Below are 24,738 nucleotides of genomic sequence, written 5' to 3' on the forward strand. Positions count from 1 at the left end.
GCCTCAGTAGCTCATGCAGGCGGCGTTCAGCAGGCCGCCCGCGAGCGAGGCGGCGCCGAGCAGCACCGCGGGCGCCGTCTCGCCCTCGTCGATCCGCCGCGACAGGTTCGGCAGCAGCGGGCGCATCAGCCAGTAGACGACGACCTGAACCACCAGGGCGACGAGCCCCCAGACCACGGCGTCGAGCAGCGAGCCGGAATAGCGGATCGCCGCCGAGAGCGGGATGGCGTAGCCGAGCAGGCTGCCGCCGAGCGCGAGCGCGGCGGCGAGGTTGCCCTCCCGCACCAGTGTGATCTCGCGGTGGGCCGTGGCCGTCAGGTAGGTCGCGAGGTAGAGCGCCGTCAGCGCCAGCGAAACGGCGAAGTAGGCCAGGAAGGCGGGAAGGCCCGCGAGCGTGGTCACGGGCTCTTCGCTCCTACACCAGGCGGCTCTGCTCGACGGCGGCCGCCACGAACCCCTTGAACAGCGGGTGCGGCTCAAAGGGGCGCGACTTCAGTTCAGGGTGGAACTGCACGCCGATGAACCACGGGTGCCCCTCGTGCTCGATGGTCTCGGGCAGGAGGCCGTCCGGCGATGTGCCGGAAAAGCGCAGGCCCTTGGCCTCCAGGCACTCGCGATAGGCCATGTTGACCTCGTAGCGGTGGCGGTGGCGCTCGGAGATTTCCGTCTCGCCGTACATCTGCGCGATCTTGGTGCCGGCCTTCAGCGTCGCCCCGTAGGCGCCCAGCCTCATGGTGCCGCCGAGATTGCCCTCGGCCGCGCGCCGCTCCAGCTCGTTGCCGCGCATCCACTCGGTCAGCAGCCCGACCACCGGCTCCCGGGTCTCGCCGAACTCGGTTGAGTTGGCCCCCTCGATCCCGGCGAGCGAGCGCGCCGCCTCGATCACCGCCATCTGCATGCCGAAGCAGATGCCGAAATACGGGATGCGCCGCTCTCTCGCGTAGCGGGCCGCGCGGATCTTGCCCTCGGCGCCGCGCTGGCCGAAGCCGCCGGGCACGAGGATGCCGTGCAGCCCCTCCAGAAACGGCGCCGGGTCCTCGCGCTCGAAGACCTCCGCCTCGATCCATTCGAGGTTGACGCGCACGTTGTTGGCGATGCCGCCGTGGGTGAGCGCCTCGGTCAGCGACTTGTAGGCGTCCTTCAGCCCCGTGTACTTGCCGACGATGGCGATGGTGACCTCGCCCTCGGGGTTGCGCACCCGCTCCAGAATCCTCTGCCAGCGGTCGAGCTTCGGCTCCCCGGGCGGCTCCATGCCGAAATGCGCCAGGATCTCCCGGTCGAGGCCCGCCTCGCGGTAGGAAAGGGGCACGGCGTAGATCGTGTCGACGTCGCGCGCCTCGATGACGGCGCTTTCCCGCACGTTGCAGAACAGGCCGAGCTTGCGCCGCTCCTCCTCGGGGATCGGCCGGTCGCAGCGGCAGAGCAGGATGTCGGGCTGGATGCCGATGGAGCGCAACTCCTTGACGGAGTGCTGGGTCGGCTTGGTCTTCAGCTCGCCGGCGGACGGAATGTAGGGTAGCAGGGTGAGATGCAGGTAGCAGACGCTGCCGCGCGGGCGCTCCTGGCCAATCTGGCGGATCGCCTCGAAGAACGGCAGGCCCTCGATGTCGCCGACCGTGCCGCCGATCTCGACGAGGACGAAATCGTCCTCGCCGTCGCTGTCGAGCACGAAGGACTTGATGGCGTTGGTGACGTGCGGAATCACCTGGATCGTCGCGCCGAGATAGTCGCCGCGCCGCTCCTTGGTGATGATGTCGAGGTAGATGCGGCCCGTCGTGACGTTGTCGGCCCGCGACGCCGGCAGCCCGGTGAAGCGCTCGTAATGGCCGAGATCGAGGTCGGTCTCGGCGCCGTCGTCGGTGACGAAGACCTCGCCGTGCTGGGTCGGGCTCATCGTGCCCGGATCGACGTTGAGATAAGGGTCGAGCTTGCGAAGCCGCACCCGGTAGCCGCGGGCCTGGAGCAGCGCCGCGAGCGCGGCGGAGGCGAGGCCCTTGCCGAGCGAGGAGACCACGCCGCCGGTGATGAAGACGTACCGCGTCATGGGCTTCGGTCCATAAAGGGGCTCGAGCGATTCGCCAAACCGCAACGGTCGCCGCACCCCGCCGGCCGAACGGGGCGCGGCGCAGGCCTCACGGCCCCGCGCCGGTGCGAGATTCTTTTTGTTCGGAGGATGGTGATGCCGCCGACGGGCGCCGACGGCATCGAAGGATCAGCGCGACTGCGGCGCCTCGGGGGTCGACGGCGTCGGCGCGGCGGCGGGCGGCGCGCTCTCGACCGGGGCGGCCGGCGCAGCGGGGGCCGGCGCGGCCGGCTGGTTCGTCGGCGCGTTCTGGCTGCCCTGGCGGAGCGTATCGAGCAGGTTGTCGGCGCTCACCGGCTTGTCGGGCTGCTGGGTCTGGCCCTGCGGCTGGCCGGTGCCGTCGAGGATCGAGCGCGGGGCCGCCGAGCGGTGCGCCATGATCGCCAGCGCCATGCTGGTGGTGAAGAACAGGGCCGCCAGGATCGCGGTGGCGCGGGTGAGCGCGTTCGCCTGACCGCGGCCGGTCATGAAGCCCGACACGCCGCCGCTGCCGCCGCCGCCGAGGCCCAGCCCGCCCTCAGAGCGCTGCAGCAGCACCACGGCGATGAGCGCCAGCACGATGAGGAGGTGGATGACGATCAGGAAGGTCTGCATGTGATTCCGGTGTCCGCTCTGGGCGGAGCCTCGCTGTGCGATGATCCCGCAGGCCGCGCGAAAGACGCGCGCCCGCGTTGCCGCCGCACGAAGTGGGGGCTCCTACACCGTTTGCCCACCCGCGCCAACCGGGCGCCGCGGACTCGGTGCGGGATGGTTCCGGCGTTTCTTTCGCCGGCCCCTCGCCAGAGGACCGGCCGCGTGCGAGGAACGGGCATGAGTGAATACGCAAACGACGCCGCGCGCCTGCGCGCCTTCATCGACCGCGCCGACCGCGAGGAGATCGCCGCCGTGCAGTCCGACCTCCTGCGCATCGCCCTTCAGAAACCCGATCCCGCGGGCCGCGTGGCGGCGTTGGACGGGGTGCAGGCGGCGCTCTCTGACACGATCCGGCCCGACCAGATGAACCCGCTGAGCCAGGCGTTCTACGTGGCGGTCCTGTCGATGATCGAGCGGACGAAGGACGCGGTGTCGAAGACGCCGGCCTGAGTACCCGCCGCGCAACGACGGGGAGAATACACGGAGGCCCCGCTCTTTTACCTTTCCAACCTGCGACCTCGTCCTGAGGTGGCGGGTTAAATGGCTTACTTCGCGTAAGCCCGGCAGATTCCCAAAAAGTCTTCCGCCACGAGGCTCGCGCCGCCCACCAGCGCCCCGTCGACGTTCTCGACCGCCATCAGCTCGCGCGCGTTGCCGGGCTTGACCGAGCCGCCGTAGAGGATGCGGATCTTGGCGCCCTCGGTGCCGGCCATCTTGTCGAGCATCTCGCGCAAGGAGGCGTGGACCTCGGCGATCTCCTTCGGGGTCGGGGTGCGGCCGGAGCCGATCGCCCAGACCGGCTCGTAGGCGATCACCGTGTCCTCGGCGGTGGCGCCCTTCGGGATGCCGATGGCGAGCTGCGCGCGGACGATGTCGAGCGCGCGGCCCTGCTGGCGCTCCTCCATGGTCTCGCCGACGCAGATGATGCCGCGGAGACCCGCGCGGCGGGCACCCAGCGCCTTGGCGTGCACGCCGTCGTCGGTCTCGTAATGGTAGGCGCGCCGCTCGGAATGGCCGACGATGACGTAGGACGCGCCGAGATCGGCGAACATCTCCGCCGAGATCGAGCCGGTGAAGGCGCCGTTCGGCCGGGCGTGCAGGTTCTGGCCGCCGATGGCGATGGGCGAGCCCTTCACCGCCTCGACGCAGGCCGAGACTAGCGTTGCGGGCGGGCAGATCAGGACGTCGATGTCGGCGAGCAATTGGGGCGACAGCCCGTCCCGGATCGCCTCGACGGTGGCGATCGACGAGCGCAGGCCGTTCATCTTCCAGTTGCCGGCAACCAGTGGACGTCGTCCCTCGCTCGCCATGGCGTCCCGGTCCCTCCGCGCGTGTCAATCGGTATGGGGCGGACCTAGCAGAGCAAGCTTGGGCGCGCAAACAGCGCAAGCGCTGATTCCTGAGTTGGCCTCGGTCGCCGGCGCCCGCCTCCGCGGGCTTGGGCTTTCGCTCCGCCAGACGCCTCGGCTGCCGCCGAGGCCGCTGCGCGCGGCGCTCTTCGCGCCCGGCCATACGGAGCCCTTTGCGGCAAAGCCCCTGATCGTCTATCGCGAGCCCAGACAGTGCCCCGCGCGCCACGCGCCGGGGCGACCAGGGTTCGTAGGGTCCGGACGTCCGATGCTCCAGTCCATCCGCAGCGCCAGCCAGACGTGGCTCGGCAAGATCGTGCTCAGCGTGATCTTCACCTTCCTCATCGCGGGCGTGGCGATCTTCGGTGTGGAGGAGTTTTTCCGCGGAGGCTCCAGCACCACGGTCGCCACCGTCGGCAAGACGCCGATCTCGGCCGAGGAGGTCCGCACCGCCTACCAGAACCAGCTCCAGCGCTATCAGCAGCAGCTCAAGCGCACCCTGACCCCGGAGCAGGCCCGCGCGCTCGGCCTGGAGCGGCAGGTGCTGTCCCAGCTCGTCACCGAGGCCGCCCTCGACCAGAAGACCGCCGATCTCGGCCTCGCCGTCTCGGACGCCGCCGTGCTGAAGGCGATCCAGGAGGAGCCCAGCTTCAAGGGCGCCAACGGCAGCTTCGACCGGACGCTGTTCTATCAGACGCTCCAGCGCGCGGGCATGAACGAGGCCCTGTTCGTGCGCGAGCAGCGTTCGGTCATCGCCCGGCTCCAGCTTGCCGATTCGACGGTGGCCGAACTGCCGGTGCCGCAGGCGATGCGGGAGGCGGTCCACCGCTACTCGACCGAGCGGCGCTCGGCCGCCGTCCTGACGCTGACGCCCGCCGCGGCCGGCGAGATTCCGGCGCCGACCGACGACGAGCTGAAGAGCTACTACGAAGCCAACAAGGCGAGCTTTCGCGCGCCGGAATACCGCAGCCTGAACCTGCTGGTGCTGGAGCCCGAGACGCTGGCCAAGCCCGACGCGGTCAGCGAGGCCGACGCGAGAACCGCCTACGAGGCCAACAAGGGCCGCTTCGGCAAGCCGGAGCGCCGCACGATCCAGCAGATCAGCTTCCCCGACGAGGCCGCCGCCCTGGCGGCGCGCGCCAGGATCGAGAGCGGTGAGCAGCCGTTCGAGGCGGTCGCCGTTTCCCGCGGGGTCGATCCCAAGGACCTCGCCCTCGGCACGCTGGCGAAGTCCGAGCTGTTCGACCCGGCGGTGGCGGATGCCGCCTTCGCCCTGGAGCTGAACACGGTGAGCCAGCCGGTCAAGGGCCGCTTCGGCACCGTGCTGCTGCGCGTCACCGGCATCGAGCCCGGCGACGTGAAGCCGTTCGAGGCGGTGAAGGACGAAGTCCGCAAGGAGGTCGCGCTCCGCCGCGCCCGCGAGCAGGGGCTGTCGGAGACCCAGGACGCCATCGAGGACGCCCGCGCCTCGGCCAAGCCACTCGCCGAGATCGCCAAGGAGCGCGGGCTGACCGTGCTGTCGATCCCGGCGGTCGATGCCCGCGGGCTCGACCCGGCCGGCAACCCGGTCGAGGGTTTTCCGGACAAGGACACGACGCTGGCCGCCGCCTTCCGCGCCGATGTCGGCAACGACACCGAGGCGTTGCGCACCAAGGACGGCGGCTCGATCTGGTACGACGTGGTGAAGGTCACGCCGCCCCGCGAAAAACCCCTCGACGAGGTGCGCGACGAGGCCGTGAAGGGCTGGACCAAGGCCGAGACCGACAAGCGGCTCGTCGCCAAGTCCAAGGAGCTGGTCGAGCGGCTGGAGAAGGGCGACGCGGTCGAGACCGTGGCGCAGGAGGCCGGCATCCCGGTGAAGGAGGTGACCGATCTCGGCCGCAACCAGAGCAAGGACGATCTGTCCAGCGAGACCGTCGAGCGCATCTTCGTGACGCCGACCGGCAAGGCGGCGTCCGCTCCCGCGGGCGAGGGCCGCGCGGTGTTCAAGGTGACGGCCGCCACCATGCCGGCCTTCGTCCCCGGCACGCCCACCGACACGCAGCTCGTGAACTCGCTGCGCACGGCGCTCGCCGACGACGTGCTCGGCCAGTTCCTCGCCGAGGTGCAGAAGAACGCGGGCGTGACCATCAACCAGGCGGCGTTCCGGCGCGCGCTCGGCGGCGAGTACTGAGGGCGCCGATGACCGATCCTGTCCACGACGCGGTCCGGCGCGCCTACGCGGCGGGCCGGCCGAGCCTGCTCGGCCTCACGCTGGTGGCCGATCTGGAAACCCCAGTCGCCGCCTTCCTCAAGCTGAAGGGAGGGCATGCGGGCCCCGGCTTCCTGCTCGAATCGGTCGAGGGCGGGGCCGTGCGCGGGCGCTACTCGATGATCGGGCTCGACCCCGACCTGATCTGGCGCTGCCGCGACGGCCGCGCCGAGACCGCCCGCGACGCCGCGCTGACGGATTTCGCGGCCGACGACCGCCCACCCCTCGAATCCTTGCGCGCGCTGATCAGCGAGAGCGCCATCGGCGACGAGCCCGACGGCGCGGCGATGCCGCCGATGGCGGCGGGCCTGTTCGGCTATCTCGGCTACGACATGGTCCGCGCCATGGAGCGGCTGCCGCAGCCGAACCCCGATCCGCTCGGCGTGCCGGACGCGATCTTTGTCCGCCCGCGGACCATGGTGGTGTTCGACGCGGTCGCCGACGCGCTCACCGTCGTCACCCCCGTGCGCCCGGTGGACGGCGTGAGCGCGAGTGCCGCCCTTGAGGCGGCGCAGGACCGGCTCGACCGGGTCGCGGCGGCGCTGGAAAGCCCGCTGCCTATCGAGGCGCGAGTGGACGCCGCCGGCCTCGCCCTGCCCGCCCCGGTCTCGAACACCCCGCCGGACGAGTTCCTGGGGATGGTCGCGAAGGCCAAGGACTACATCATCGCGGGCGACATCTTTCAGGTGGTGCTGTCGCAGCGCTTCGAGGCGCCCTTCACCCTGCCGGCCTTCGCGCTCTACCGCTCTTTACGCCGCACCAACCCGGCCCCGTTCCTGTGCTACCTCGATTTCGAGGATTTCCAGGTCGTCTGCTCCAGCCCCGAGATCCTCGTGCGGGTGCGCGAGGGCACGGTGACGATCCGCCCGATCGCCGGCACGCGGCGGCGCGGCGCCACGCCCGCCGAGGACAAGGCGCTCTCGGAAGAGCTTCTGGCCGACCCCAAGGAGCGCTCCGAGCACCTGATGCTCTTGGACCTCGGCCGCAACGACGTCGGCCGCGTCTCGAAGATCGGCAGTGTGCGGGTGACCGGCTCGTTCTTCCTCGAATACTATTCCCAGGTCATGCACATCGTCTCGAACGTCGAGGGCGATCTCGATCCCGCCCACGACACGCTGGCGGCGCTCGCCGCGGGATTTCCCGCCGGCACGGTCTCGGGCGCGCCGAAGGTGCGGGCGATGGAGATCATCGACGAGCTGGAGCGCGAGAAGCGCGGCCCCTATGGCGGCTGCATCGGCTATTTCGGCGCGCGCGGCGAGATGGACACCTGCATCGTGCTGCGCACCGCCATCGTGAAGGACGGCCGCATGCACGTGCAGGCGGGCGCCGGCATCGTTTACGATTCCGATCCGCTCTCGGAGCAGCAGGAATGCGTGAACAAGGCCAAGGCGTTGTTTCGGGCGGCGGAGGACGCGGTTCAGTTCGCGAGCCGGGCGCGGCGGGGGCAGTAGGGCGGCGCCGCGCCGACGCGTAATCCCTCCGCCGTCATTCCGGGGCCGCGTAGCGGAACCCGGAATCCACCCGTAATGCGCGGTTGTGTATTGCGTCGCGGCCAGTCGTGGATTCCGGGTTCGCTTCGCGCCTCGGAATGACGGCGATAGGTCTGAAAGCTCGCTTCGTCTTGACTCCCGTTCACCGTCTCGCCACCCGGTGACAGACGGTGGGTCGGAAGAACCGCCGATTTCGCCGCAAGGCCTTACGCCCGATGTCCAACGTCCTCGTCATCGACAACTACGATTCCTTCACGTGGAATCTCGTCCACCTGATCGGCCCGCTCTGCGGCCGGATCGATGTGGTGCGCAACGACCAGATCGATGTCGCCGGCATCCGCGCGCGGGCGCCGGATGCGCTGGTGCTGTCGCCGGGGCCGTGCACGCCGAACGAGGCGGGGATCTGCCTCGACGTGGTACGGGAACTGGGCGCGGAGGTGCCGATCTTTGGCGTCTGCCTCGGGCTCCAGACCATCGGGCAGGCCTATGGCGGCGACGTGGTGCGCGCGCCAGCCCCCATGCACGGCAAGGTCTCGACCATCCGCCACGAGGCGAAGGGCGTGTTTCGCGGCATCAACGAGGGGTTTTCGGCCACGCGCTACCACTCGCTGGTGGTCGAGCGCGCGAGCTGCCCGGCCGATCTCACCGTCACGGCCGAGGCCGACGGGCTGATTATGGGGCTGCAGCACCGCGAACTGCCGGTGCACGGCGTGCAGTTCCATCCCGAGAGCATCCTCTCGAACCACGGCGCGCAGATCATCCGGAACTTCCTCGACCTCGCCGCCGCGTGGCGGGCGCAGGCGCGGCCGGGCGCGTGACAAGGGCGGATTAGCCGTGCATTGACGGACGCCTTCCCCTCCCCCCTCTGCGGGGGAGGGTGGCCCTCGCGTCAGCGAGGGTCGGGAGAGGGGAGCGACGTTTCCGGACAGCGCGCTCCCCTCTCCCGACCCTCTTCGCGGGCCACCCTCTCCCGCGGAGGGGAGAGGGCTTCCAGTGGACGATTTGCGGCCCATGGACGCCTTCAAGACCCATCTCGCCACCGTCGCGACCGGCGCCGCGCTCACCCGCGACCAAGCCCGCTCCGCCTTCGACGACCTGCTCTCGGGCGAGGTCACGCCGGTCCAGGCCGGCGCCTTCCTGACCGCGCTGGCGGTTCGCGGCGAGAGCGAGGACGAGATCCTGGGCGCCGTCTCGGCGATGCGGGCGCGGATGCTGCCGGTCGCTGCACCTTCGGGCGCCATCGACATCGTCGGCACCGGCGGCGATCATTCGGGCAGCTACAACGTCTCGACGCTCGCCGCGATCCTGACCGCCGCCTGCGGCGTGCCCGTGGCCAAGCACGGCAACCGCGCCGCCACCTCGCGCTCGGGCGCGGCCGACGTGCTCGCCGCGCTCGGTGTCACCATCGGGCTCGATCCCGAGGCGCTGGGGCGCTGCCTCGAACAGGCCGGCCTGTGCTTCATGTTTGCGCAGACCCATCACGGCGCCATGCGCCACGTCGCGCCGACGCGCTCCGAGCTGCCGTTCCGCACGATCTTCAACATGCTGGGGCCGCTCTCGAATCCGGCCGGCGTCACCGCCCAGGTCTTCGGCGTGTCGCGCCCGGCCTGGGCCGAGCCGCTGACGCGGGTGCTCGGCGAACTCGGCAGCCGGAAGGTCTGGACCGTCCACGGCGCCGACGGGCTCGACGAGATCACGGTCACCGGCCCGACCGCGGTGGTCGCGCTGGAGGACGGGCGGCTGTCGCACTTCACCATCCACCCCGAGGAAGTCGGCCTGAGACTGTCGACCCTCGACGATCTGCGCGGCGGCGACCCCGAGCACAACGCGGCAGCGCTGAACGCCGTGCTGGAGGGCCAGCGCAACGCCTATCGCGACATCGCCGTGCTGAACGCGGGCGCGGGCCTCGTCGTGGCGGGCGCCGTCGGCACCATCGCGGAGGGGGTCGCGCGGGCGGAAAGCGCGATCGATTCGGGCGCGGCGCGGGGCACGCTGGCCCGGCTCGTCGCCGCCTCGAAGGCGTGATAAGGCCCGGCCAGGGTTTGAGGATCAACCGATGGACGACATCGTGGCCGACGTGATCGCGAGCCCCCCGGCGCCGGAGCGCGCCAGCGTGCTCGCCCGGATCGAGGCCTACAAGCGCCGCGAGATTTCCGAGGCGAAGCTGCGCCTGCCACTCGCCAAGCTGGAACAGCGCGTCGCCAAGGCCGAGCCGCCGCGCGGCTTCGCCGCCGCCATCGAGCGCCACATCGCGCAGGATCGCCCGGCCCTGATCGCGGAGATCAAGAAGGCCTCCCCCTCGAAGGGGTTGATCCGTGCCGATTTCGACCCCGCGACGCTGGCGAAAGCCTACGCAGCCGGCGGTGCCACCTGCCTCTCGGTTCTCACCGACACCCCCTCGTTCCAGGGCGCGCCGGACTTCCTGGTGCAAGCCCGTGCGGCCTGCGACCTGCCGGTGATCCGAAAAGACTTCCTGTTCGAGCCGTATCAGGTGTTCGAGGCGCGCGCCTGGGGCGCCGATTGCATCCTCGTCATCATGGCCTGCCTCGACGACGCCGAGGCGCGGGACCTGACCGAGACCGCGCACGATCTCGGCATGGACGTGCTGGTCGAGGTCCACGACGCGGCGGAGCTTGAGCGGGCGCTGCCGCTCGGCACGCGGCTGGTCGGCGTCAACAACCGCAACCTCAAGACCTTCGAGGTCTCGTTCGAGACGGCGATCGACCTGAAGCCCGGCATCCCGGCGGATCGCATCGCGGTCGCCGAGAGCGGCATCGGCAGCCACGCCGACGTGCGGCGGCTGCGTGCGCACGGCCTCGACACGATCCTCGTCGGCGAGAGCCTGATGCGGCAGGCCGACGTCACCGCCGCGACGCGGGCGCTGCTGTTCGGGGACGCGGCTTAAGTGAGCGAGGGCCGCCTCACCCATATCGACGCCACGGGCGCGGCCAGCATGGTCGACGTGTCGGACAAGGCCGCGACCTCGCGCATGGCGGTCGCCGAAGGCGTCGTGGTGATGCGCCCCGAGACGCTGAGGCTGATCCGCGAGGGCGACGCCAAGAAGGGCGACGTCATCGGCACGGCGCGGCTCGCCGGCATCATGGCGGCCAAGCGCACCCACGAGCTGATCCCGCTCTGCCACCCGCTGCTGCTGACGAAAGTGAAGATCGCCTGCGAGCCCGACGACGCGCTCCCCGGCCTGCGGCTCACCGCGGAGGTGCGGGTGCAGGGCCAGACTGGCGTCGAGATGGAGGCGCTGACCGCCGTTTCGGTCGCCTGCCTCACGGTCTACGACATGGTGAAGGCCGCCGACCGGGGCATGCGGATCGAGGGCATCCGGTTGTTGTCGAAGGAGGGGGGCAAGTCCGGGCTCTGGCGGGCGGAGGACGAGGCGTGAGCGCGCTGCGCGCTCCCTCCCCCCTCCGCGGGGGAGGGTGGCCCCCGAAGGGGGTCGGGAGAGGGGAACCCCGCTTCCGGAGCGTTCGCGTCGATGGTGGCCAAGCGGGACTGTCGCTCCCCTCTCCCGCCCGCTCCGGGGGCACCCTCCCCCGCGGAGGGGGGAGGGTTTCTTGCTGGCGCGTCCTGGGACATCGCGCATGAGTCTCCTCCCCGTCGCCGAAGCCCTCCAAAAGATCCTCGCCGCCATCCCCGGCCCGGTCGAGGCGGAAAGGGTCCCCGTCGCGCAAGCCGCCGGCCGCACCCTCGCCAAGAATGTCGCCGCGACGCGCACCCAGCCCCCGTTCCCGGCCTCCGCCATGGACGGCTACGCGGTGCGTGCCGCCGACGTGGCGCAGGTGCCCGCATCCCTGCGGGTGGTCGGGATCAGCGCCGCCGGCCACGGCTACGCGCAGGAAGTCGGGCCGGGCGAGGCGGTGCGCATCTTCACCGGTGCGCCGGTGCCGGAGGGCGCCGACGCCATCCTGATCCAGGAGAATGCTCAAGCCCAGGGCGACACCGTCACGGCTCGCGAGTCCGTCGCCGTCGGCCGCTTCGTCCGCCGGGCCGGGCTCGATTTTTCTGAGGGCGAGACGCTGCTGCGGGCGGGCGAGACCCTCGACGCGCGCCGCCTCGCGCTGGCCGCCGCCGCGGGTCACGCGATGCTGCCGATGCGGCGGCGCCCTCGCGTCGCCGTCATCGCCACCGGCGACGAACTGGTGCGCGCGGGCGAGGCGCCGGCCTGGGACCAGATCGTCGCCTCGAACGGGCTGGCGCTCGCCGCGCTCGCCTTGGAAGCCGGTGCCGAGGCGATCGATCTCGGCATCGTACCCGACGATCTCGGCGCCCTGCGCGAGGCGATCGGCCGCGCCCGCGGCGTCGGCGCCGACCTCGTCGTGACGCTCGGCGGCGCCTCGGTCGGCGATCACGATCTCGTCCAGGCGGCGCTCCGCGAGGAAGGGCTCGAACTCGGCTTCTGGCGGGTGGCGCTGCGGCCCGGCAAGCCGCTGATGTTCGGGCGGCTCGGGCCCATGACGGTGATCGGGTTGCCCGGCAATCCGGTCTCGTCGATCGTCTGCGGCCTGCTCTTCGTGGTGCCGGCAATCCGGGCGCTGCTCGGCGATCCGGCCGCGGGTGCGGACCGCAGCGAGCCGGCGGTCCTCGGCCGCGACATGCCCGCGAACGACCAGCGCCAGGACTACCTGCGCGCCCGGCTCGAGACGGCGCCCGACCGTCTGCCGGTCGCCCACCCCGAGAACCGGCAGGATTCCTCCATGCTCTCGGTGCTGGGATCGAGCGAGGCGCTCCTCATCCGCGCCCCCCACGCCCCCGCGGCGAAGGCGGGCGAGGCCTGCCGCATCATCCGGCTCGACCGACGGATCGTCTGACCTCGCCGCACGACGACGGCGTGGCGCAGCGCTCGGTGCACGAAACCTGAGCCGGACCCGTCGGCCAAGCGGAACGATAAGCTTGGCGCTACGTTCTGCAGGCATGGAACACTACAAGTCCACTCTCGGCACCACCGCCGCTGCAATATCCGCGCTGGTCCTGGCCGCCCAGATCATGCAGGCCGGTCCCTTCGCCGTGTCTCCGCCGCGGGCGGAGCGGGTCTCCGCCGGTATCGAGGCCACCGCGGAGGAGACGGCATGGGTCAACCCGCCGGTTCGGATGCTGGCCGAGGCGAAGCCCGATGTCGCCCCCGAAGAGTTGAAGTCCGGCGGCGTTCCGGCAGTCGTCGCGCCGGTGGCGGCCCAGGCGGTCGCGCGTGAGGCGGCACCCGCACCGCGCAAGGCGGCGGCCCCCCACCGCCGCAAGGTGGCCCAGCGCCCGGCCCGGACGCGTCAGGCCACGCTCGAGACGCGGGCGACGACGGAGAGCGCCGCGTCCCAGGCCACGGTGCAGCCGCCGCAGCCGGCGGAGGCGAGGCGGATCGATCCGATCGGCGATATCATCCGCGGCCTCGGGTTCGGCGGCGGCCAGGGATGAGGACCGCCGCCGAGCGACGGCCGCGGCACCGGCGAGACAGACGAAAAGGCTCCCGTCGCCATCCGGCGACGGGAGCCTTTTCGTCGTCGGCCTCGACGATCCGCAGGAACCGGCCGCGTCCCCTTCGGTCGCTGCGGCGGAACGCGCCGTGGCCGGGGCGGTGTGCGGCGGCTAAGCGGCGGAGATGGACAGTCTCGCTCTTGCCGTCATGGCCTCCGCCGCCTTCTTCTCCGGTTTCGTCGTTCTGGTCGGCTGGCGCTGGAACTTCGTGTCAGGCCTGCGTCCGGCCGTCGGCCCGGCGCAGGAGTGAGCGACGAGGCTCCAGGTCTTTGCGCCGCATCGTCTTTCTCAAGAGCCCGGGCTGCCTTTCGGTGAGCGAAACCATCGGCCCGAACGGTGATAGCCGGCTTTCGGATAAAGCCAATGCGGCACGAGAAGCCAGCCCATCGTGCTGCATCCGATATCCCGTCCGATGCTTTAGCTGAACGAACCGAAACCCTCGAAATCGTTCGTCGGTGCAACGACGCGGCCGGTCTCCGAAGGGGTGCCCGGCGCCTTCGCCGCGCCCGCGGGCGCCCTTACGAGGCCTCCGAGCCGTTGTGCGGAGGTGGACGTCCGGCCGGTCCGCTTCGGCGCGGACGGGGAGAGGCGGCCGATCGTCTGGCTATGGTCGCGCATGTCTGCTCCCTGTCGTTCAAGCTTTGGAGGAAGGTCCGGATCGTCCGCTTCATGAAGCGTTAGGATGTCGGATCGTGCAGCCAACGCGGCATGTCTGCCCGCGTTCCAGGCAGATCGCCGAGCAATCGATCACTCCGGCAGTGCGCTGCGGGCCGGCGGGTATCGGCCCTTCGCCGGCCCTGATAGTCCTCGCCGGCAACGCCGAGGCCGGTCCGTCCCGTGGCGGAGGAGTGAAGCATGACCGCAGCCGGACTGGGCGAACCCGGATTGGAGGCGGTCACGGCGCTGCTGCGGGAGGCTCTGGCCGATCCCGGCACCGCCTGGAGCCTCGGCAGCTTCGGTGCCATCGCCGAGTTCCTGCGCGACGCCGACGAGCCGGTGATCGCCCTGTCCGACCGGCGCCTCGGCCTCGCCACCGCCCGCGGCGCCATCGCCCTCGACGTCCTGCCGGACCTGCGCCCGCTCGCCTACGAGACCGGTTTCAGCTCGGGCTGGAACCACGCCGTCGCCCTGTGCCTGCCGGAAGGGGCCTGCGCCATGGGCCGGCGCACGGTCGTGACCGAGCTCGGCCCGGACGGCGAGGCGGCCCGGCCGGAGGATCGCGACGCGATCCTGTTCGATCTCGGCCTCGGGATGCTGGCCGTCGACGCCTGCATGCGCACGCGCGACCCGGTAGCCCTCGCCTGCCTGCGGGCGGGCGTCGGCCGGCCGCTGTTCGATCCCGCCAACCCGATCGGCGCGCGACTCGCGGCGATGAGCCCGCACCGGGTGTTCCGCGCCCGCTTCGGCCGGATCGAGGTGTTTTCGGACATTCCCGGCCCCGGCGGCACCAGTCCCGACGGGCCGCACACCCATGTGCTGCCCAAGCTCCTCAAGGGCAGGCGCACGCATGCCGCGACGACGCCGATCCCGGCGGGCCTCGTGCTCTGCGCGGCGATCCACCCGCCGCATCCCTACAAGGACGGGATGGGGAGGCGCATCCCGTTCGAGCCGGGCCGGCTCGCGTCGTTCCGGGCGCTGCTAGAACGCTGGGCCGATCCCGACTGGCTCGCGATCAAGCACGGCGGCGAGCCCAGGCTGGGTGGCCCGATCTCGCCCAAGCATGCGCGATCGGCCCGGCGGGCGACCGCGTCGCAGGCGCAGCATCTTCGGGGCGAGAGCGCGGACGAAGAGGAGGAGATGCACGCGCTTGAGCGTCGTCTCCCATCACATCCCTCGTCCTGAAGGGGATGGATGGGACGGGCCGATGCAGCGACGTTCCCTCACTCCGGCAGCGCGAACACCACCAGCGCATCCCCGATGCCGAAGCCGGACGCCTTGGTGAAGGAGGCGCCGCCCGCGGCGACCGCCACGTATTGGCGTCCGTCGATGGCGTAGGTGACCGGCGGGCCGCCGATGCCGGCGCCGCACTGGAAGCGCCACAGGATCTCGCCGGTCGCGGCGTCGTGCGCGTCGAGATGCCCGTCCTCCTCGCCGGAGAAGACGAGGCCGCCCGCGGTCGAGAGCGTGCCGCCGGAGAGCCGGCTGCCGGCCTTCTTCGACCACGCCGCCTTGCCGGTGCCGAGGTCCACCGCCGTCAGCGTCGAGAAGGCGGGCTCGCCCTTGGCCTCGCTGGTCTCGGTGTAGCGGATCTCCGGACGGTTGCCGGAGGCCGGCACGGTCTTGACCGTGTAGGTCGCGGCCCCGTGGCGCACCTGGGCGAAGGCGCGGTTCGAGACGGCGTCGTAGGCCACCGGATGCCAGGAGATCGCGCCGAGCGGGCCGGGGCTCACCACGGTGCCCTCCGGGCTCGGCGGGGCGAACAGGTTCTTTTGGGTGATCACCGGCTCGGAGCGGGAGAGGAGCCGCCCGGTCGCGCGGTCGTGCAGGTAGATGAAGCCGGTCTTGCTCGCCTGGGCCACCGCCTTCACCGGCCCATCCGGAGTCTTCGCGTCGAGCAGGAAGGGCGGGCTCGCGACGTCGTAGCCCCATTGCTCGTGCGGCACCTGCTGGAAGTGCCAGCGCAGTTGGCCGGTGCGCACGTCGAGCGCCACGAGGCTCATGGTGTAGAGGTTGTCGCCCGGCCGGGTCAGCCCGAAATTTTGCGGCGCCGGGTTGCCGGTCCCGAGGAAGATCAGGCCCGCCTCCGGATCGTAGGCCGGCGTCATCCACAGCGAGCCGCCGCCGACCTTCCAGGCCTCGCGGTGCTCGGGCGCCGCCGCCTTCTCGGCGGCGATGTCGCGGTTGAGGGGCAAGCCGTCCGGCGTCGTCTCGGCGAAGACGCCCTCCCAGCCGTCCTCCTTGGTGACGTACCAGCGCCAGCGCTCCTCGCCGGTCCCGGCGTCGTAGGCGGCGAGCCACCCGCGGCGGCCGTAGCCGCCCTCGATGCCGACCACCGAGCCGCCGTCGAGCCCGCCCTTCTCGTCCTCGACATGAAGCCCGTAGCCCGCCCCCGTCACGCCGACGATGACGAGGCCTTCCGCCACCAGCGGCGGCATCTTGAAGCCGAGCCGGCTCGATCCCTGGACCGGCTTGTCGCCGAGGCTGGCGGCGAGCGCCGAGGCCGTCTCGGTCTCGCCCTCCTCCGGGCGCACCGCCTCGCGGTCCCAGACGAGGCGGCCGGACTTCGCGTCCAGCGCAATCACCCGCCCGTCCATGGTCGCCTCGAACACGAGGCCGTTCGCGACGGCCACGCCCCGGTTCGAGGGCGGCCCGAAGATCTTTTCCGTGCGCGCCTTGTGGGTGTAGGTCCACAGCACCCGGCCCGACTTGGCATCGAGCGCGGCGACGTGGTTGCCGGTGGTCGAGACGTACATCACGCCCTCGACGATCACGGGCTCGGCCTGGAAGTAGCCGGTGACGCCGGTCTGGAAGATCCAGGCCGGACGCAGACGCGTGACGTTGCCCCGGTCGATGGCCTTGAGGGGCGAGTGGTGGACGTTCGAGGCGTCGCGTCCGAAGGCGGGCCAGTCCTGCGCCGCCTCCCCGGCCGCAGCGCCGAAGCTTCCGTAGAGGGAAAGGAGCGCCGCCGCTCCGAGACGCGCCGCATGCCCGCCTGCTCGATCCGTCACGCCGTCATCCCTCCCAGATTTTCCATCCGTTATGGCGGTGCCCTTCCATCGATCAAGGGACGGGCCGACCTCTCGTGGGTCGGGCGAGCGGACGTCGACGTGCGCCTGCACCCGGTGATGCGCCGTCCCCCGCGCCGGGGCACTCGAGCGTCGCATCATGGATACATCGCGGCCGAGGGAGGTTGCCCTACCGACACCGGGCGGCGGGTCGTACGACCTCGACCGCCGGACACGACGGAAGGAAACACGATGCGCGTCTCGATTCTCGCCGGCACCCTCGCCCTCGCGGCGGCCGGATTCACCCCGGCGCTGGCCCAGACCACGGCCCCGGCGGCCCCGCCGCAAGCGGCCCCCGGCGCGCCGGTCACCAGCGGCCAGAACAACACCGGCGGCGACCGCAACGTCACGGTTCCCCGCGGCTCCACCGGCGCCGATACGGTGCAGACCGACTCGGCCGCGGGCGGCAATGCCGGTCAGCCCTCGCGCGCGGTTCCGCAGGGTAGCGCGGGCGGCGGCAGCAGCTCCGGCGGCGGCAACTGATCGATCAGGCGCGGGGCGCCATCCGCAATTCGAAGCGGGCGCCCCGCCCCGGCACCAGTACGAGGGTGCCGTCGAGCTGGCGGGCGAGGTTGTTGATGACGCGCATGCCGAGGCTCGTGCGCGACTTCAAGGGATCGAAGCCCTCCGGCAAGCCGACGCCGTCGTCGGCCACGGCGACGGTCAGTCCGCCGTCCTCACGCGGACAGGCCTCGATGCGGATCTCGCCCTGCCCGTCCGGGTAGGCGTACTTGATCGCATTGGTGACGAGTTCGTTCACGAACAGCCCGAGCGGGATCGCGAGATCCGCCGGCATGGTCACGGCCGCGGCGCGGCAGCGGAGCGCGTGCGTCCCGGCGCTCTCGGACAGCTTTTCGCACAAGGCGCCGAGGAAGCCCGCCAGATCGATGCGGGTGATGTCGGGCTGGCGCCAGAGCTGATCGTGGACCTGCGCCACCGCTTCGACCCGGGCGCGGGCGTCGGACAAAGCGTTCTTCACATCCGCATTCTCGGTGCCGCGGACTTGGAGCGCCAGCAGACCCGCCACGACGGCGAGGCTATTCTTGACACGGTGGCTCATCTCTCGGGTCAGCAGGTCCTGCCGCTCCAGGGCGACCTTGAGCTGCGCCTCCGAGCGCAGCCGCTCGATGGCGCTGCCGAGCAGGTTGGCGAAGCCCTGCATGAAGGCGATGTCGGCCTCGCCGAACACGCCCTCGCGGGTGTCGTCCACCTCCAGCACGCCGTAATGGCCGTCGCGGTTGGTGATCAGGACGTTCACCGCCCGGCGGATGCCGTGGTCGGCCATCAGGGCGGGCGTGCGGAAGCGGGTCTCGTTCTCGAGATGGTTCGAGATCACCGGCTGGCCGGTCTTTAGCGCGTAGCCCGCGGGCGAGTCGAGGTCGGCCCCCACCACCGCCTTGCCGACGGAGTCCGGTTCCCAGCCGACGCCCGCGCAGACGAGCAGCATGTCGTGCGACGGCTGATACTCGAGCGCCTTGCAGAACTGCGCACCCATGCCTTCGGCGCAGAGTTCGGTCGCCCGTTGCAACAGCGGCATCAACGCGGTCGCCCGCAGGGCCTCCACACCGAATTCGGACAGGATGACTTGCTGGCGAAGGCGGAGTTCGAGCGCTCCCTGCGCGGTCGGCGTCATGATGGTCGGCTCAGCGTCTGCGGATCGGGATGCCTCTCGGGAGCGCCCTTGCAGGCAAGCATGTCCGCATTGGGACGGAGGGCGCGCGACCTTACGCGATTTCGCCCCCCGTCAACCCCGTTTCAACCCGGTCTCGTCACGGCTTGGTTTCGAGGAGCTTCTCCGCCCGCGCGGTCGCGGCCTCGCAGCCCTTCTGGTCGCCCTTGCCGTCGGCGGTGCGGGCTTCCTCCAGGGCGACCTTGGCCTGCTGGGCCTGATCACCCCCCTTTCCGGCCTCGGCCGACTTCTCGGGGGGCGCCTCGCGCCGGTCGGTCTGGCCGCCGGTGCCGGTCTGGCCCTCGCCCTCGCGATGGGCCGCCACTGTCTTGCTGCCGGTCGAGGCCGAGATCGCCTCGGTGGCCTGGGCCTTCACCCGCCCGTCGAGGGACGCGATCTTGTCCGAGCACGGCGAGGCGAGCGCCGGGCCGGCGGCGAGCAGGAGGAACGGGAGGAGGCGGGCGGCGCGGGCGGCCTGCATCATGGAATCGGCTTCCTTAATCGCTGAAGACGACGGGGAAAGCCGCGAGGGGGCCTCCGGGTTGCGAGCACTGACTCGGCCTTGCGTCAGGCCGCCTTGATCGTCGCTAGGAAGTCCGCGACCGCGGCACCGAGATGGTCGGAGCGCCGCGAGAGTTCGGAGGCCGAGACGAGGACCTGCGCCGAGGCCGCCCCGGTCTGCCCGGCGATGTCGCGCACGGCGGCGACGTTGCCGGCGACCGATTGCGTCGCCTGCGCCGCCTGGCTGACGTTGCGGACGATCTCCTGCGTGGCCGCGCCCTGCTCCTCCATCGCCGCCGCCACGCCGGTCGCGATGGCGCGCAGCTCGACGATGGTCTGGCTGATCGCCCGGATGGCGGCCACCGCCTGATGGGTCTGCGCCTGGATCGCGCCGATCTGCTCCGAGATCGTCTGGGTGGCGCGGCTCGTCTGGTTGGCCAATTCCTTCACCTCGCCGGCCACCACGGCGAAGCCGCGGCCCGCCTCGCCGGCGCGGGCCGCCTCGATGGTGGCGTTGAGCGCGAGCAGGTTGGTCTGTCCGGCGATGGCCGAGATCATGCCGACCACGGCGCCGATGCGCTCCGTACCCTCCGACAGGCTGCGGATGATCGTGTCGGTGCGCGCGGCGTCCGCGGCGGCCCGGTCGGAGATGCCCGAGGAATGGGCGACCTGCGCGGCGATCTCCATGATCGAGGAGGACATCTCCTCGCTGGCGGAGGCCACCGTCTGGACGTTGGACGACATCTGCTCCGCCGCGCTGGCGACGCTCGCCGACTGCTCGGTGGTGACGGCGGCCGAATCCGACATGCCGCGGGCGGTCGCCTCCATCTCGGCGGCGGCCGAGGACAGCGCCCGGGTCAGGCCCGAGACCTCGTCCTCGAAGTCTCGCGTCGCCCGGTCGAGGGTCTGCGCCCGGCGCGACTTGGCCTCGGTCGCGCGAAGCTCGGCCTCCGCGGCGTCGCGCTCGGCGACCATCACCTCCTTGAACACCCCAACGGCACGGGCCATGGCGCCGATCTCGTCGCGGCGGCCCGCACCGTCGATCGTCGCCGCGAGGTCGCCGCCCGCGAGCCGGCCCATCGTCGCGGTGATCCGGTCGAGCGGCCGCACCACGCCGCCCATCACGGTCACGACGCCGAGGCCGAGGCCGCCGCAGGCGAGCAGCAGGCAGACGAGCAGCGCCACGCCCAGCCGGTCGGCCTTGACCTGCGAGCGGGCATATTCCGCGCGCGCCTCGTCGAGTTGGAGGGCGGTGAGCTTCGACATGGCCTCGGTGATCTGCGGCATCCGCATCGTCAGGGTCTCGTGCGCCTCGGCGTGGGCGTCGAGGCGGCCGGCGGACAGATGCCCGGCGAGGTCGCCGACGATCTTGCCGTTGCGCGCGAGATGGCCGCCCATCACGTCGGCGAGCTTCCGCTCCTCCTCGGTCAGCGTCGTCGCGAGGAAGTCGCCCCAGGTCCGGCGCAGGTCGGCGAGGGCGCGCTCGATCGTCTGCGCCGCCGCTTTCGGGGCGCTCTGGCCCTCGACCGCGCCGCGGGACGTCTCGAGGATCTTGTCGCAGAGGTCGCGCATCGTCAGGAATTGGCTCAGCGGCACGAGCCGGTCGTCGTAGGTCGTCTTCAGGCTGGCGTTGCTCCACACGAGGGCGGCGCCGCCGACGCCTGTGGAGATCAGGAGCAGCAGGCCCATGAACGACAGCATGACGATCAGGCGGCTCTTGATCGTGACGGGCAGCATCAGGGCGTATCCTCGTTCTCGCGTCGAGAGCCACGCGAAATCACGGTTTCGATGGACGCACAGCACCAAGATGAAGGCGGACACTCGCCTCAGCGATATGTTCACACGGTTGAGAGCGCGTTAATGCAGTGACGACCCCACCGGCTTTGTCATCGTCGCGGTTCGGCTCTGTATTCGCGAGACAGGGCCGTGACTCTCCGGCCACGGCGACGCGCACGCTAGGCGGGAGAGGACATGAAAAAAGCGCTCCCGGAGCGGTCCGCCGAGCCTCCTGCGAGACTCGGCGGACCACTCCGGGAGCGCCTGTCGCGCCACCCGAACGTCCGGCGCGGTCGATCCCGACTGTGGGGTCGGGATCGATGCGAGCGGATCAGCTGCTGAGCTGATCCCGCAGCGGCAGCTCGCGCACCCGCCGGCCCGTCGCGGCGAAGACCGCGTTGGCGATGGCCGGCGCGACCGGGGGCACGCCCGGCTCGCCGACGCCGCCGAGCGGACCGTCGAAGGTGCCGGTCGGGACGAGATGCACGCGCACCACCTTCGGGGCGGCGTCGATGCGGGTGATCTCGTAGGTGTCGTAGTTCGTCTGCTCGGTGCGCCCGTTCTTGAAGGTGATCTTGGAGGTGAGCGCGAGGCCCATCCCCATGATGACCGCGCCCTCCATCTGCGAGCGGATGCGCTCCGGGTTCACCTGCGGCCCGCAATCGACGGCGATGTCGACGGCGTGGACCTTCACCTGCCCCTTGGCATCGACCTCCACCTCGGCCGCGACCGCGGTGTAGGTGACGAAGCTGTAGTGGCCGGCGATGCCGAGGCCCCGGCCCTTCTCCAGCTTGCGGCCCCAGCCGGCGCCCTTGGCCACCGTCTCGATCACGTTGCGCAGGCGGCCGGTATCGACCGGATAGCGCTTCGGATCCTCGCCGTAGTTCCACACGTCGCCGATCTCGGTCGGATCGATTTTTCGGGCCGGGCCGATGAGATCCAGCAAATAGTCCTTGGGGTCGCGGCCCGCCGCGTGGGCGAGTTCGGCCACGAAGGACTGGATCGCGAAGGCGTGCGGGATGTTCGAGACCGAGCGGAACCAGCCGATCCGGGTATGGGCGGCGGCCTCCGGGTTCTCCAGCCGGATGTTCTTCAGGTCGAACGGGTTGTTGACTAGCCCCATGCCGAGCTCGAACGGCAGCTCGTGCTTCGGATCGGGCGCGAAGATCGAGCCGATCGTCGGCGCCACCGAGCGGTGCAGCCACGCCACCGGCATGCCCTTGTCGTCGAGCCCGGCCTCGATCCGCTCCACCGAGATGGTGTGATAGTAGCTGTGCTGGATATCGTCCTCGCGGGTCCAGACGAGCTTGACCGGCGCGCCGTCGACGGCCTGCGAGCAGAGCGCCGCCTCGACCACGTAGTCGGGCTTCGACTTGCGGCCGAAGCCACCGCCGAGCAGCGTCACGTTCACCCGCACCTTGTCGGCGGGCAGGTTGAGGCGCTTCATCAGCCGATCGTGGGCGGCCTGTGGTCCTTGCGTGCAGGCCCAGGCCTCACAGGCACCGTCCTTGACGCGGGCGACCGCTGCCGGGTTCTCCATCGGCGCCTGGACGAGGTGGGGGACGAAGTACTCGGCCTCGATCTTGGTCTTGGCCGTCTTCATCGCGGCATCGACGTCGCCGGAGGTGCGGACCACCTTGCCGGGCTTGCGCGCGGCGGCCTCCAGCTCCTTACGGAAGGCGTCGGTGTCGTAGCCTGCGTTCGGGCCGTCGTCCCAGGTGATCTTGAGGGCCTCGCGTCCCTTCATCGCCGCCCAGGTGTTTTTCGCAATGACCGCGATGCCGCCGAGCGGCATGAACTCGGAGGGAATCTCGCCCCCCTCGATCTTCACGATCTTGACGACGCCCGGCACCTTCTTGGCCTCGGTGTCGTCGAACGACTTCACCTTGCCGCCGTAGACCGCCGGGCGCGCCACGACGGCATACAGCATCCCGTCGAGCTTCACGTCGAGGGCGTAGATCGCCTTGCCCGTCGTGATGTCGTGGTTGTCGATGAGGCCGACCTTGCCCTTGCCGATGTAGCGGAAGGCCTCCGGCTTCTTGAGCGACACGCTCTCGCGGGCCGGCACCGGCAGGCTGGCTGCCGCCTCGGCGACGTCGCCGTAGCCGAGTTTGCGGCCCGACTTGGCGTGAGTGATGACGTGGTTCTCGGCCGTCACCTCACCAACCGGCACGCCCCACTGCTTGGCGGCTGCCTGGATCAGCATCAGCTTGGCGGCCGCACCGACATGGCGGAAGTGCTGGAAGAAGTGGCGGAGCGAGCGCGAGCCGTCGGTGTCCTGGTTGCCGAAGCGCTGCTCGTCGCCCCAGGCCTGGACCACCTTCACCTTCGACCAGTCGGCCTCCAACTCGTCGGCGACCGTGAAGGCGATCGAAGTGCGCACGCCGGTGCCCATCTCGGAGCGGTGGTTGGTCACCGTCACCGTGCCGTCCTTGGCGATGGCCACGAAGATCTTGGGATCGTCGCGCCAGCCGTTCGGCATGCCGTCGGCGCCGAATTTCTTGGCCTTCTGCTCTTCGGTCTGGCCCTCGTCCGCCTTGGCCTTATCCGAGAGAGACAGGGCAAGCACCAGGGCGCCCATTCCGCCCAGCACGCCGCGGCGGCTAAAATTGTCGATGATCACGGGGCCCGCGGCGTCCTTCGACGCGGCGCGTTCGTCCGTCAGCTTGGCCGATGTTTTTGAAAAGAAATCTTGAATCACAGGCGCTCTCCCTTGTTGGCGGGCGCGTTGCCGGCGGCCTGATGGATCGCGGCGCGGATGCGCGGATAGGTGCCGCAGCGGCAGATGTTGCCGCTCATGGTCTCGTCGATCTGCTGATCGGTCGGCTTGGGCGTATCCTTGAGGAGGGCCGCCGCCTGCATGATCTGGCCGGTCTGGCAGTAGCCGCACTGGGCGACGTTGAGGTCGCGCCACGCCGACTGCACCGGGTGGTTGCCGTCGGGCGAGAGCCCCTCGATGGTGACGATCTCCTGGCCTTCGGCGCCGGAGACCGGGGTGATGCAGGCCCGCGCGGCGGTGCCGCCGATATGGACCGTGCAGGCGCCGCACTGGGCGATGCCGCAGCCGAACTTCGTGCCGGTGAGGCCGAGTTCGTCGCGCAGGTACCACAGCAACGGCATCTCGGGATCGCCGTCGAAGCTGCGTTCGGCTCCGTTGACCGTCAGTTTTATCATCGCTGCCATCTGCCGTTTCAGGATGGAGCCGCCCAGGCGGACGCATGCCCGCCGAGTGGCCGATCGTGACTGTCCGTCCCCATGGGGTGCCGTGGCCGAACCGGTCCGGGCGCCGATCGAGGCGGGCGGTCCGATGCCGTGGCGGCCGGTTTGGCGCGGACCTCGCAGAGGCGTCCGCCCGGCTCTTGACTAGCAGGCCATGCCGGGACGCGCCCGGTCCGGAACCGGTCAACGGCCCCGCCTGCATGCATTATCTGGAATTAGTCAGAACTGGCCGCCCTGACAATCGGCCGAAGCCGTCGCTCCGCCGTAGATCGAGCCACGGGATGGGTTCGGGGAGGGTTCGGAAGGGTGGTCTGTGCGTTCGCGCACATGGAGGGGTGGGGATTGAAAACGCTAAGGTAGCGGCTCAATGCCTTGGGACTTCTCTGAAGAATCCACGACCGTCATTCCGGGGCCGCGAAGCGGAACCCGGAATCCACCCGTGATGCGCGGCCCTACGAGGCGTCGCGGCCAGTCGTGATGGGGTGGACGGCCCCCGACGGCATCGTGTGTGCCAGATTGAGGTCGTTGCAGATCTCAAGCGAGGAGGCCGTCCATGGAGCA

General features: G+C 70.7%; 22 protein-coding genes. 12 read left to right on the forward strand and 10 right to left on the reverse strand.

Annotation, left to right across the window (positions count from 1 at the left end; translation table 11 throughout):
- Window positions 1-3: 3 nt before the first annotated feature.
- The 3 genes from HNR00_RS19175 to secG form a co-directional block, all read right to left on the reverse strand.
- A complete protein-coding gene (locus HNR00_RS19175) occupies window positions 4-402 on the reverse strand; it encodes a DUF350 domain-containing protein (RefSeq protein WP_183572008.1) in 399 nt (132 codons plus the stop codon).
- 13 nt (window positions 403-415) lie between these two features.
- Window positions 416-2,044 carry a CTP synthase gene (gene pyrG, locus HNR00_RS19180; protein WP_183572011.1) on the reverse strand — a complete coding sequence of 543 codons (1,629 nt, stop codon included), beginning with the start codon at window positions 2,042-2,044 and terminating at the stop codon, window positions 416-418.
- Window positions 2,045-2,212: 168 nt separating this feature from the next.
- Window positions 2,213-2,677, reverse strand: coding sequence for a preprotein translocase subunit SecG (gene secG / locus HNR00_RS19185; RefSeq protein WP_183572013.1), 465 nt, complete (start codon window positions 2,675-2,677; stop codon window positions 2,213-2,215).
- Window positions 2,678-2,893: 216 nt separating this feature from the next.
- Here secG and HNR00_RS19190 point away from each other — a divergent pair, with 216 nt between their 5' ends.
- A complete protein-coding gene (locus HNR00_RS19190) occupies window positions 2,894-3,166 on the forward strand; it encodes a hypothetical protein (protein WP_183572015.1) in 273 nt (90 codons plus the stop codon).
- Between the two features lie 95 nt (window positions 3,167-3,261).
- Here HNR00_RS19190 and tpiA read toward each other — a convergent pair whose 3' ends face one another.
- Entirely contained in the window at window positions 3,262-4,026 is a 765-nt protein-coding gene (gene tpiA / locus HNR00_RS19195) for a triose-phosphate isomerase (protein ID WP_183572017.1), read from the reverse strand.
- Between the two features lie 307 nt (window positions 4,027-4,333).
- Here tpiA and HNR00_RS19200 point away from each other — a divergent pair, with 307 nt between their 5' ends.
- The 10 genes from HNR00_RS19200 to HNR00_RS19240 all read left to right on the forward strand — a co-directional run bounded on the left by HNR00_RS19200 (window position 4,334) and on the right by HNR00_RS19240 (window position 15,129).
- Window positions 4,334-6,238 (forward strand): peptidylprolyl isomerase, encoded by a 1,905-nt coding sequence (locus HNR00_RS19200; RefSeq protein WP_183572019.1) that lies wholly within the window; start codon window positions 4,334-4,336, stop codon window positions 6,236-6,238.
- Between the two features lie 8 nt (window positions 6,239-6,246).
- The gene (trpE, locus tag HNR00_RS19205; protein WP_183572021.1) at window positions 6,247-7,767 is read left to right on the forward strand and encodes an anthranilate synthase component I; all 1,521 of its coding nucleotides are present in this window, start codon (window positions 6,247-6,249) and stop codon (window positions 7,765-7,767) included.
- Window positions 7,768-8,021: 254 nt separating this feature from the next.
- Window positions 8,022-8,624 (forward strand): anthranilate synthase component II, encoded by a 603-nt coding sequence (locus tag HNR00_RS19210; protein ID WP_183572023.1) that lies wholly within the window; start codon window positions 8,022-8,024, stop codon window positions 8,622-8,624.
- 193 nt (window positions 8,625-8,817) lie between these two features.
- Window positions 8,818-9,831: an anthranilate phosphoribosyltransferase gene (gene trpD / locus HNR00_RS19215; protein ID WP_183572025.1), complete on the forward strand. Its 1,014-nt coding sequence runs from the start codon at window positions 8,818-8,820 to the stop codon at window positions 9,829-9,831.
- Window positions 9,832-9,862: 31 nt separating this feature from the next.
- The gene (gene trpC, locus HNR00_RS19220; protein ID WP_183572028.1) at window positions 9,863-10,711 is read left to right on the forward strand and encodes an indole-3-glycerol phosphate synthase TrpC; all 849 of its coding nucleotides are present in this window, start codon (window positions 9,863-9,865) and stop codon (window positions 10,709-10,711) included.
- Window positions 10,712-11,203, forward strand: a complete 492-nt coding sequence (moaC, locus tag HNR00_RS19225; RefSeq protein WP_183572030.1) for a cyclic pyranopterin monophosphate synthase MoaC — start codon at window positions 10,712-10,714, stop codon at window positions 11,201-11,203. It abuts the gene before it with no gap.
- 199 nt (window positions 11,204-11,402) lie between these two features.
- The gene (locus HNR00_RS19230; RefSeq protein WP_183572032.1) at window positions 11,403-12,629 is read left to right on the forward strand and encodes a molybdopterin molybdotransferase MoeA; all 1,227 of its coding nucleotides are present in this window, start codon (window positions 11,403-11,405) and stop codon (window positions 12,627-12,629) included.
- Window positions 12,630-12,732: 103 nt separating this feature from the next.
- Window positions 12,733-13,227, forward strand: a complete 495-nt coding sequence (locus tag HNR00_RS19235; protein ID WP_183572034.1) for a hypothetical protein — start codon at window positions 12,733-12,735, stop codon at window positions 13,225-13,227.
- Window positions 13,228-13,411: 184 nt separating this feature from the next.
- Window positions 13,412-13,537 carry a hypothetical protein gene (locus tag HNR00_RS25860; protein ID WP_281383332.1) on the forward strand — a complete coding sequence of 42 codons (126 nt, stop codon included), beginning with the start codon at window positions 13,412-13,414 and terminating at the stop codon, window positions 13,535-13,537.
- A gap of 605 nt (window positions 13,538-14,142) precedes the next feature.
- Complete coding sequence (locus HNR00_RS19240) at window positions 14,143-15,129, forward strand: DUF6925 family protein (RefSeq protein ID WP_183572036.1); 987 nt, start codon at window positions 14,143-14,145, stop codon at window positions 15,127-15,129.
- 38 nt (window positions 15,130-15,167) lie between these two features.
- Here the strand turns inward: HNR00_RS19240 and HNR00_RS19245 are convergent, their stop codons facing one another.
- Window positions 15,168-16,955, reverse strand: a complete 1,788-nt coding sequence (locus HNR00_RS19245; protein ID WP_312886082.1) for a pyrroloquinoline quinone-dependent dehydrogenase — start codon at window positions 16,953-16,955, stop codon at window positions 15,168-15,170.
- 249 nt (window positions 16,956-17,204) lie between these two features.
- Here HNR00_RS19245 and HNR00_RS19250 point away from each other — a divergent pair, with 249 nt between their 5' ends.
- Window positions 17,205-17,495, forward strand: a complete 291-nt coding sequence (locus HNR00_RS19250; RefSeq protein WP_183572038.1) for a hypothetical protein — start codon at window positions 17,205-17,207, stop codon at window positions 17,493-17,495.
- Window positions 17,496-17,499: 4 nt separating this feature from the next.
- Here the strand turns inward: HNR00_RS19250 and HNR00_RS19255 are convergent, their stop codons facing one another.
- From HNR00_RS19255 to HNR00_RS19275, 5 genes are all read right to left on the reverse strand, one after another.
- The gene (locus HNR00_RS19255) at window positions 17,500-18,645 is read right to left on the reverse strand and encodes a sensor histidine kinase (RefSeq protein WP_183572040.1); all 1,146 of its coding nucleotides are present in this window, start codon (window positions 18,643-18,645) and stop codon (window positions 17,500-17,502) included.
- A gap of 136 nt (window positions 18,646-18,781) precedes the next feature.
- Window positions 18,782-19,165, reverse strand: a complete 384-nt coding sequence (locus HNR00_RS19260; protein ID WP_183572043.1) for a hypothetical protein — start codon at window positions 19,163-19,165, stop codon at window positions 18,782-18,784.
- 83 nt (window positions 19,166-19,248) lie between these two features.
- Window positions 19,249-20,919: a methyl-accepting chemotaxis protein gene (locus HNR00_RS19265; RefSeq protein WP_183572045.1), complete on the reverse strand. Its 1,671-nt coding sequence runs from the start codon at window positions 20,917-20,919 to the stop codon at window positions 19,249-19,251.
- 370 nt (window positions 20,920-21,289) lie between these two features.
- Window positions 21,290-23,659 carry a xanthine dehydrogenase family protein molybdopterin-binding subunit gene (locus HNR00_RS19270; RefSeq protein WP_183572047.1) on the reverse strand — a complete coding sequence of 790 codons (2,370 nt, stop codon included), beginning with the start codon at window positions 23,657-23,659 and terminating at the stop codon, window positions 21,290-21,292.
- Window positions 23,656-24,132 carry a (2Fe-2S)-binding protein gene (locus tag HNR00_RS19275; protein WP_056243214.1) on the reverse strand — a complete coding sequence of 159 codons (477 nt, stop codon included), beginning with the start codon at window positions 24,130-24,132 and terminating at the stop codon, window positions 23,656-23,658. The genes HNR00_RS19270 and HNR00_RS19275 overlap by 4 nt, the downstream gene beginning before the upstream one ends.
- Window positions 24,133-24,738: the final 606 nt, after the last annotated feature.

The organism is Methylorubrum rhodinum, assembly GCF_014199935.1.
GTDB classification, from domain to species: domain Bacteria; phylum Pseudomonadota; class Alphaproteobacteria; order Rhizobiales; family Beijerinckiaceae; genus Methylobacterium; species Methylobacterium rhodinum.

Coding starts and splice junctions, on each gene's coding strand:
- trpD (WP_183572025.1), top strand. CDS start 8,818: ATGGACGCCTTCAAGACCCATCTCGCCACCGTCGCGACCGGCGCCGCG.
- HNR00_RS19190 (WP_183572015.1), top strand. CDS start 2,894: ATGAGTGAATACGCAAACGACGCCGCGCGCCTGCGCGCCTTCATCGAC.
- HNR00_RS19210 (WP_183572023.1), top strand. CDS start 8,022: ATGTCCAACGTCCTCGTCATCGACAACTACGATTCCTTCACGTGGAAT.
- HNR00_RS19240 (WP_183572036.1), top strand. CDS start 14,143: ATGACCGCAGCCGGACTGGGCGAACCCGGATTGGAGGCGGTCACGGCG.
- trpE (WP_183572021.1), top strand. CDS start 6,247: ATGACCGATCCTGTCCACGACGCGGTCCGGCGCGCCTACGCGGCGGGC.
- HNR00_RS19255 (WP_183572040.1), bottom strand. CDS start 18,645: ATGACGCCGACCGCGCAGGGAGCGCTCGAACTCCGCCTTCGCCAGCAA.
- HNR00_RS19250 (WP_183572038.1), top strand. CDS start 17,205: ATGCGCGTCTCGATTCTCGCCGGCACCCTCGCCCTCGCGGCGGCCGGA.
- tpiA (WP_183572017.1), bottom strand. CDS start 4,026: ATGGCGAGCGAGGGACGACGTCCACTGGTTGCCGGCAACTGGAAGATG.
- HNR00_RS19260 (WP_183572043.1), bottom strand. CDS start 19,165: ATGATGCAGGCCGCCCGCGCCGCCCGCCTCCTCCCGTTCCTCCTGCTC.
- HNR00_RS25860 (WP_281383332.1), top strand. CDS start 13,412: ATGGACAGTCTCGCTCTTGCCGTCATGGCCTCCGCCGCCTTCTTCTCC.
- HNR00_RS19235 (WP_183572034.1), top strand. CDS start 12,733: ATGGAACACTACAAGTCCACTCTCGGCACCACCGCCGCTGCAATATCC.
- pyrG (WP_183572011.1), bottom strand. CDS start 2,044: ATGACGCGGTACGTCTTCATCACCGGCGGCGTGGTCTCCTCGCTCGGC.
- HNR00_RS19200 (WP_183572019.1), top strand. CDS start 4,334: ATGCTCCAGTCCATCCGCAGCGCCAGCCAGACGTGGCTCGGCAAGATC.
- trpC (WP_183572028.1), top strand. CDS start 9,863: ATGGACGACATCGTGGCCGACGTGATCGCGAGCCCCCCGGCGCCGGAG.
- HNR00_RS19275 (WP_056243214.1), bottom strand. CDS start 24,132: ATGATAAAACTGACGGTCAACGGAGCCGAACGCAGCTTCGACGGCGAT.
- HNR00_RS19265 (WP_183572045.1), bottom strand. CDS start 20,919: ATGCTGCCCGTCACGATCAAGAGCCGCCTGATCGTCATGCTGTCGTTC.
- HNR00_RS19230 (WP_183572032.1), top strand. CDS start 11,403: ATGAGTCTCCTCCCCGTCGCCGAAGCCCTCCAAAAGATCCTCGCCGCC.
- secG (WP_183572013.1), bottom strand. CDS start 2,677: ATGCAGACCTTCCTGATCGTCATCCACCTCCTCATCGTGCTGGCGCTC.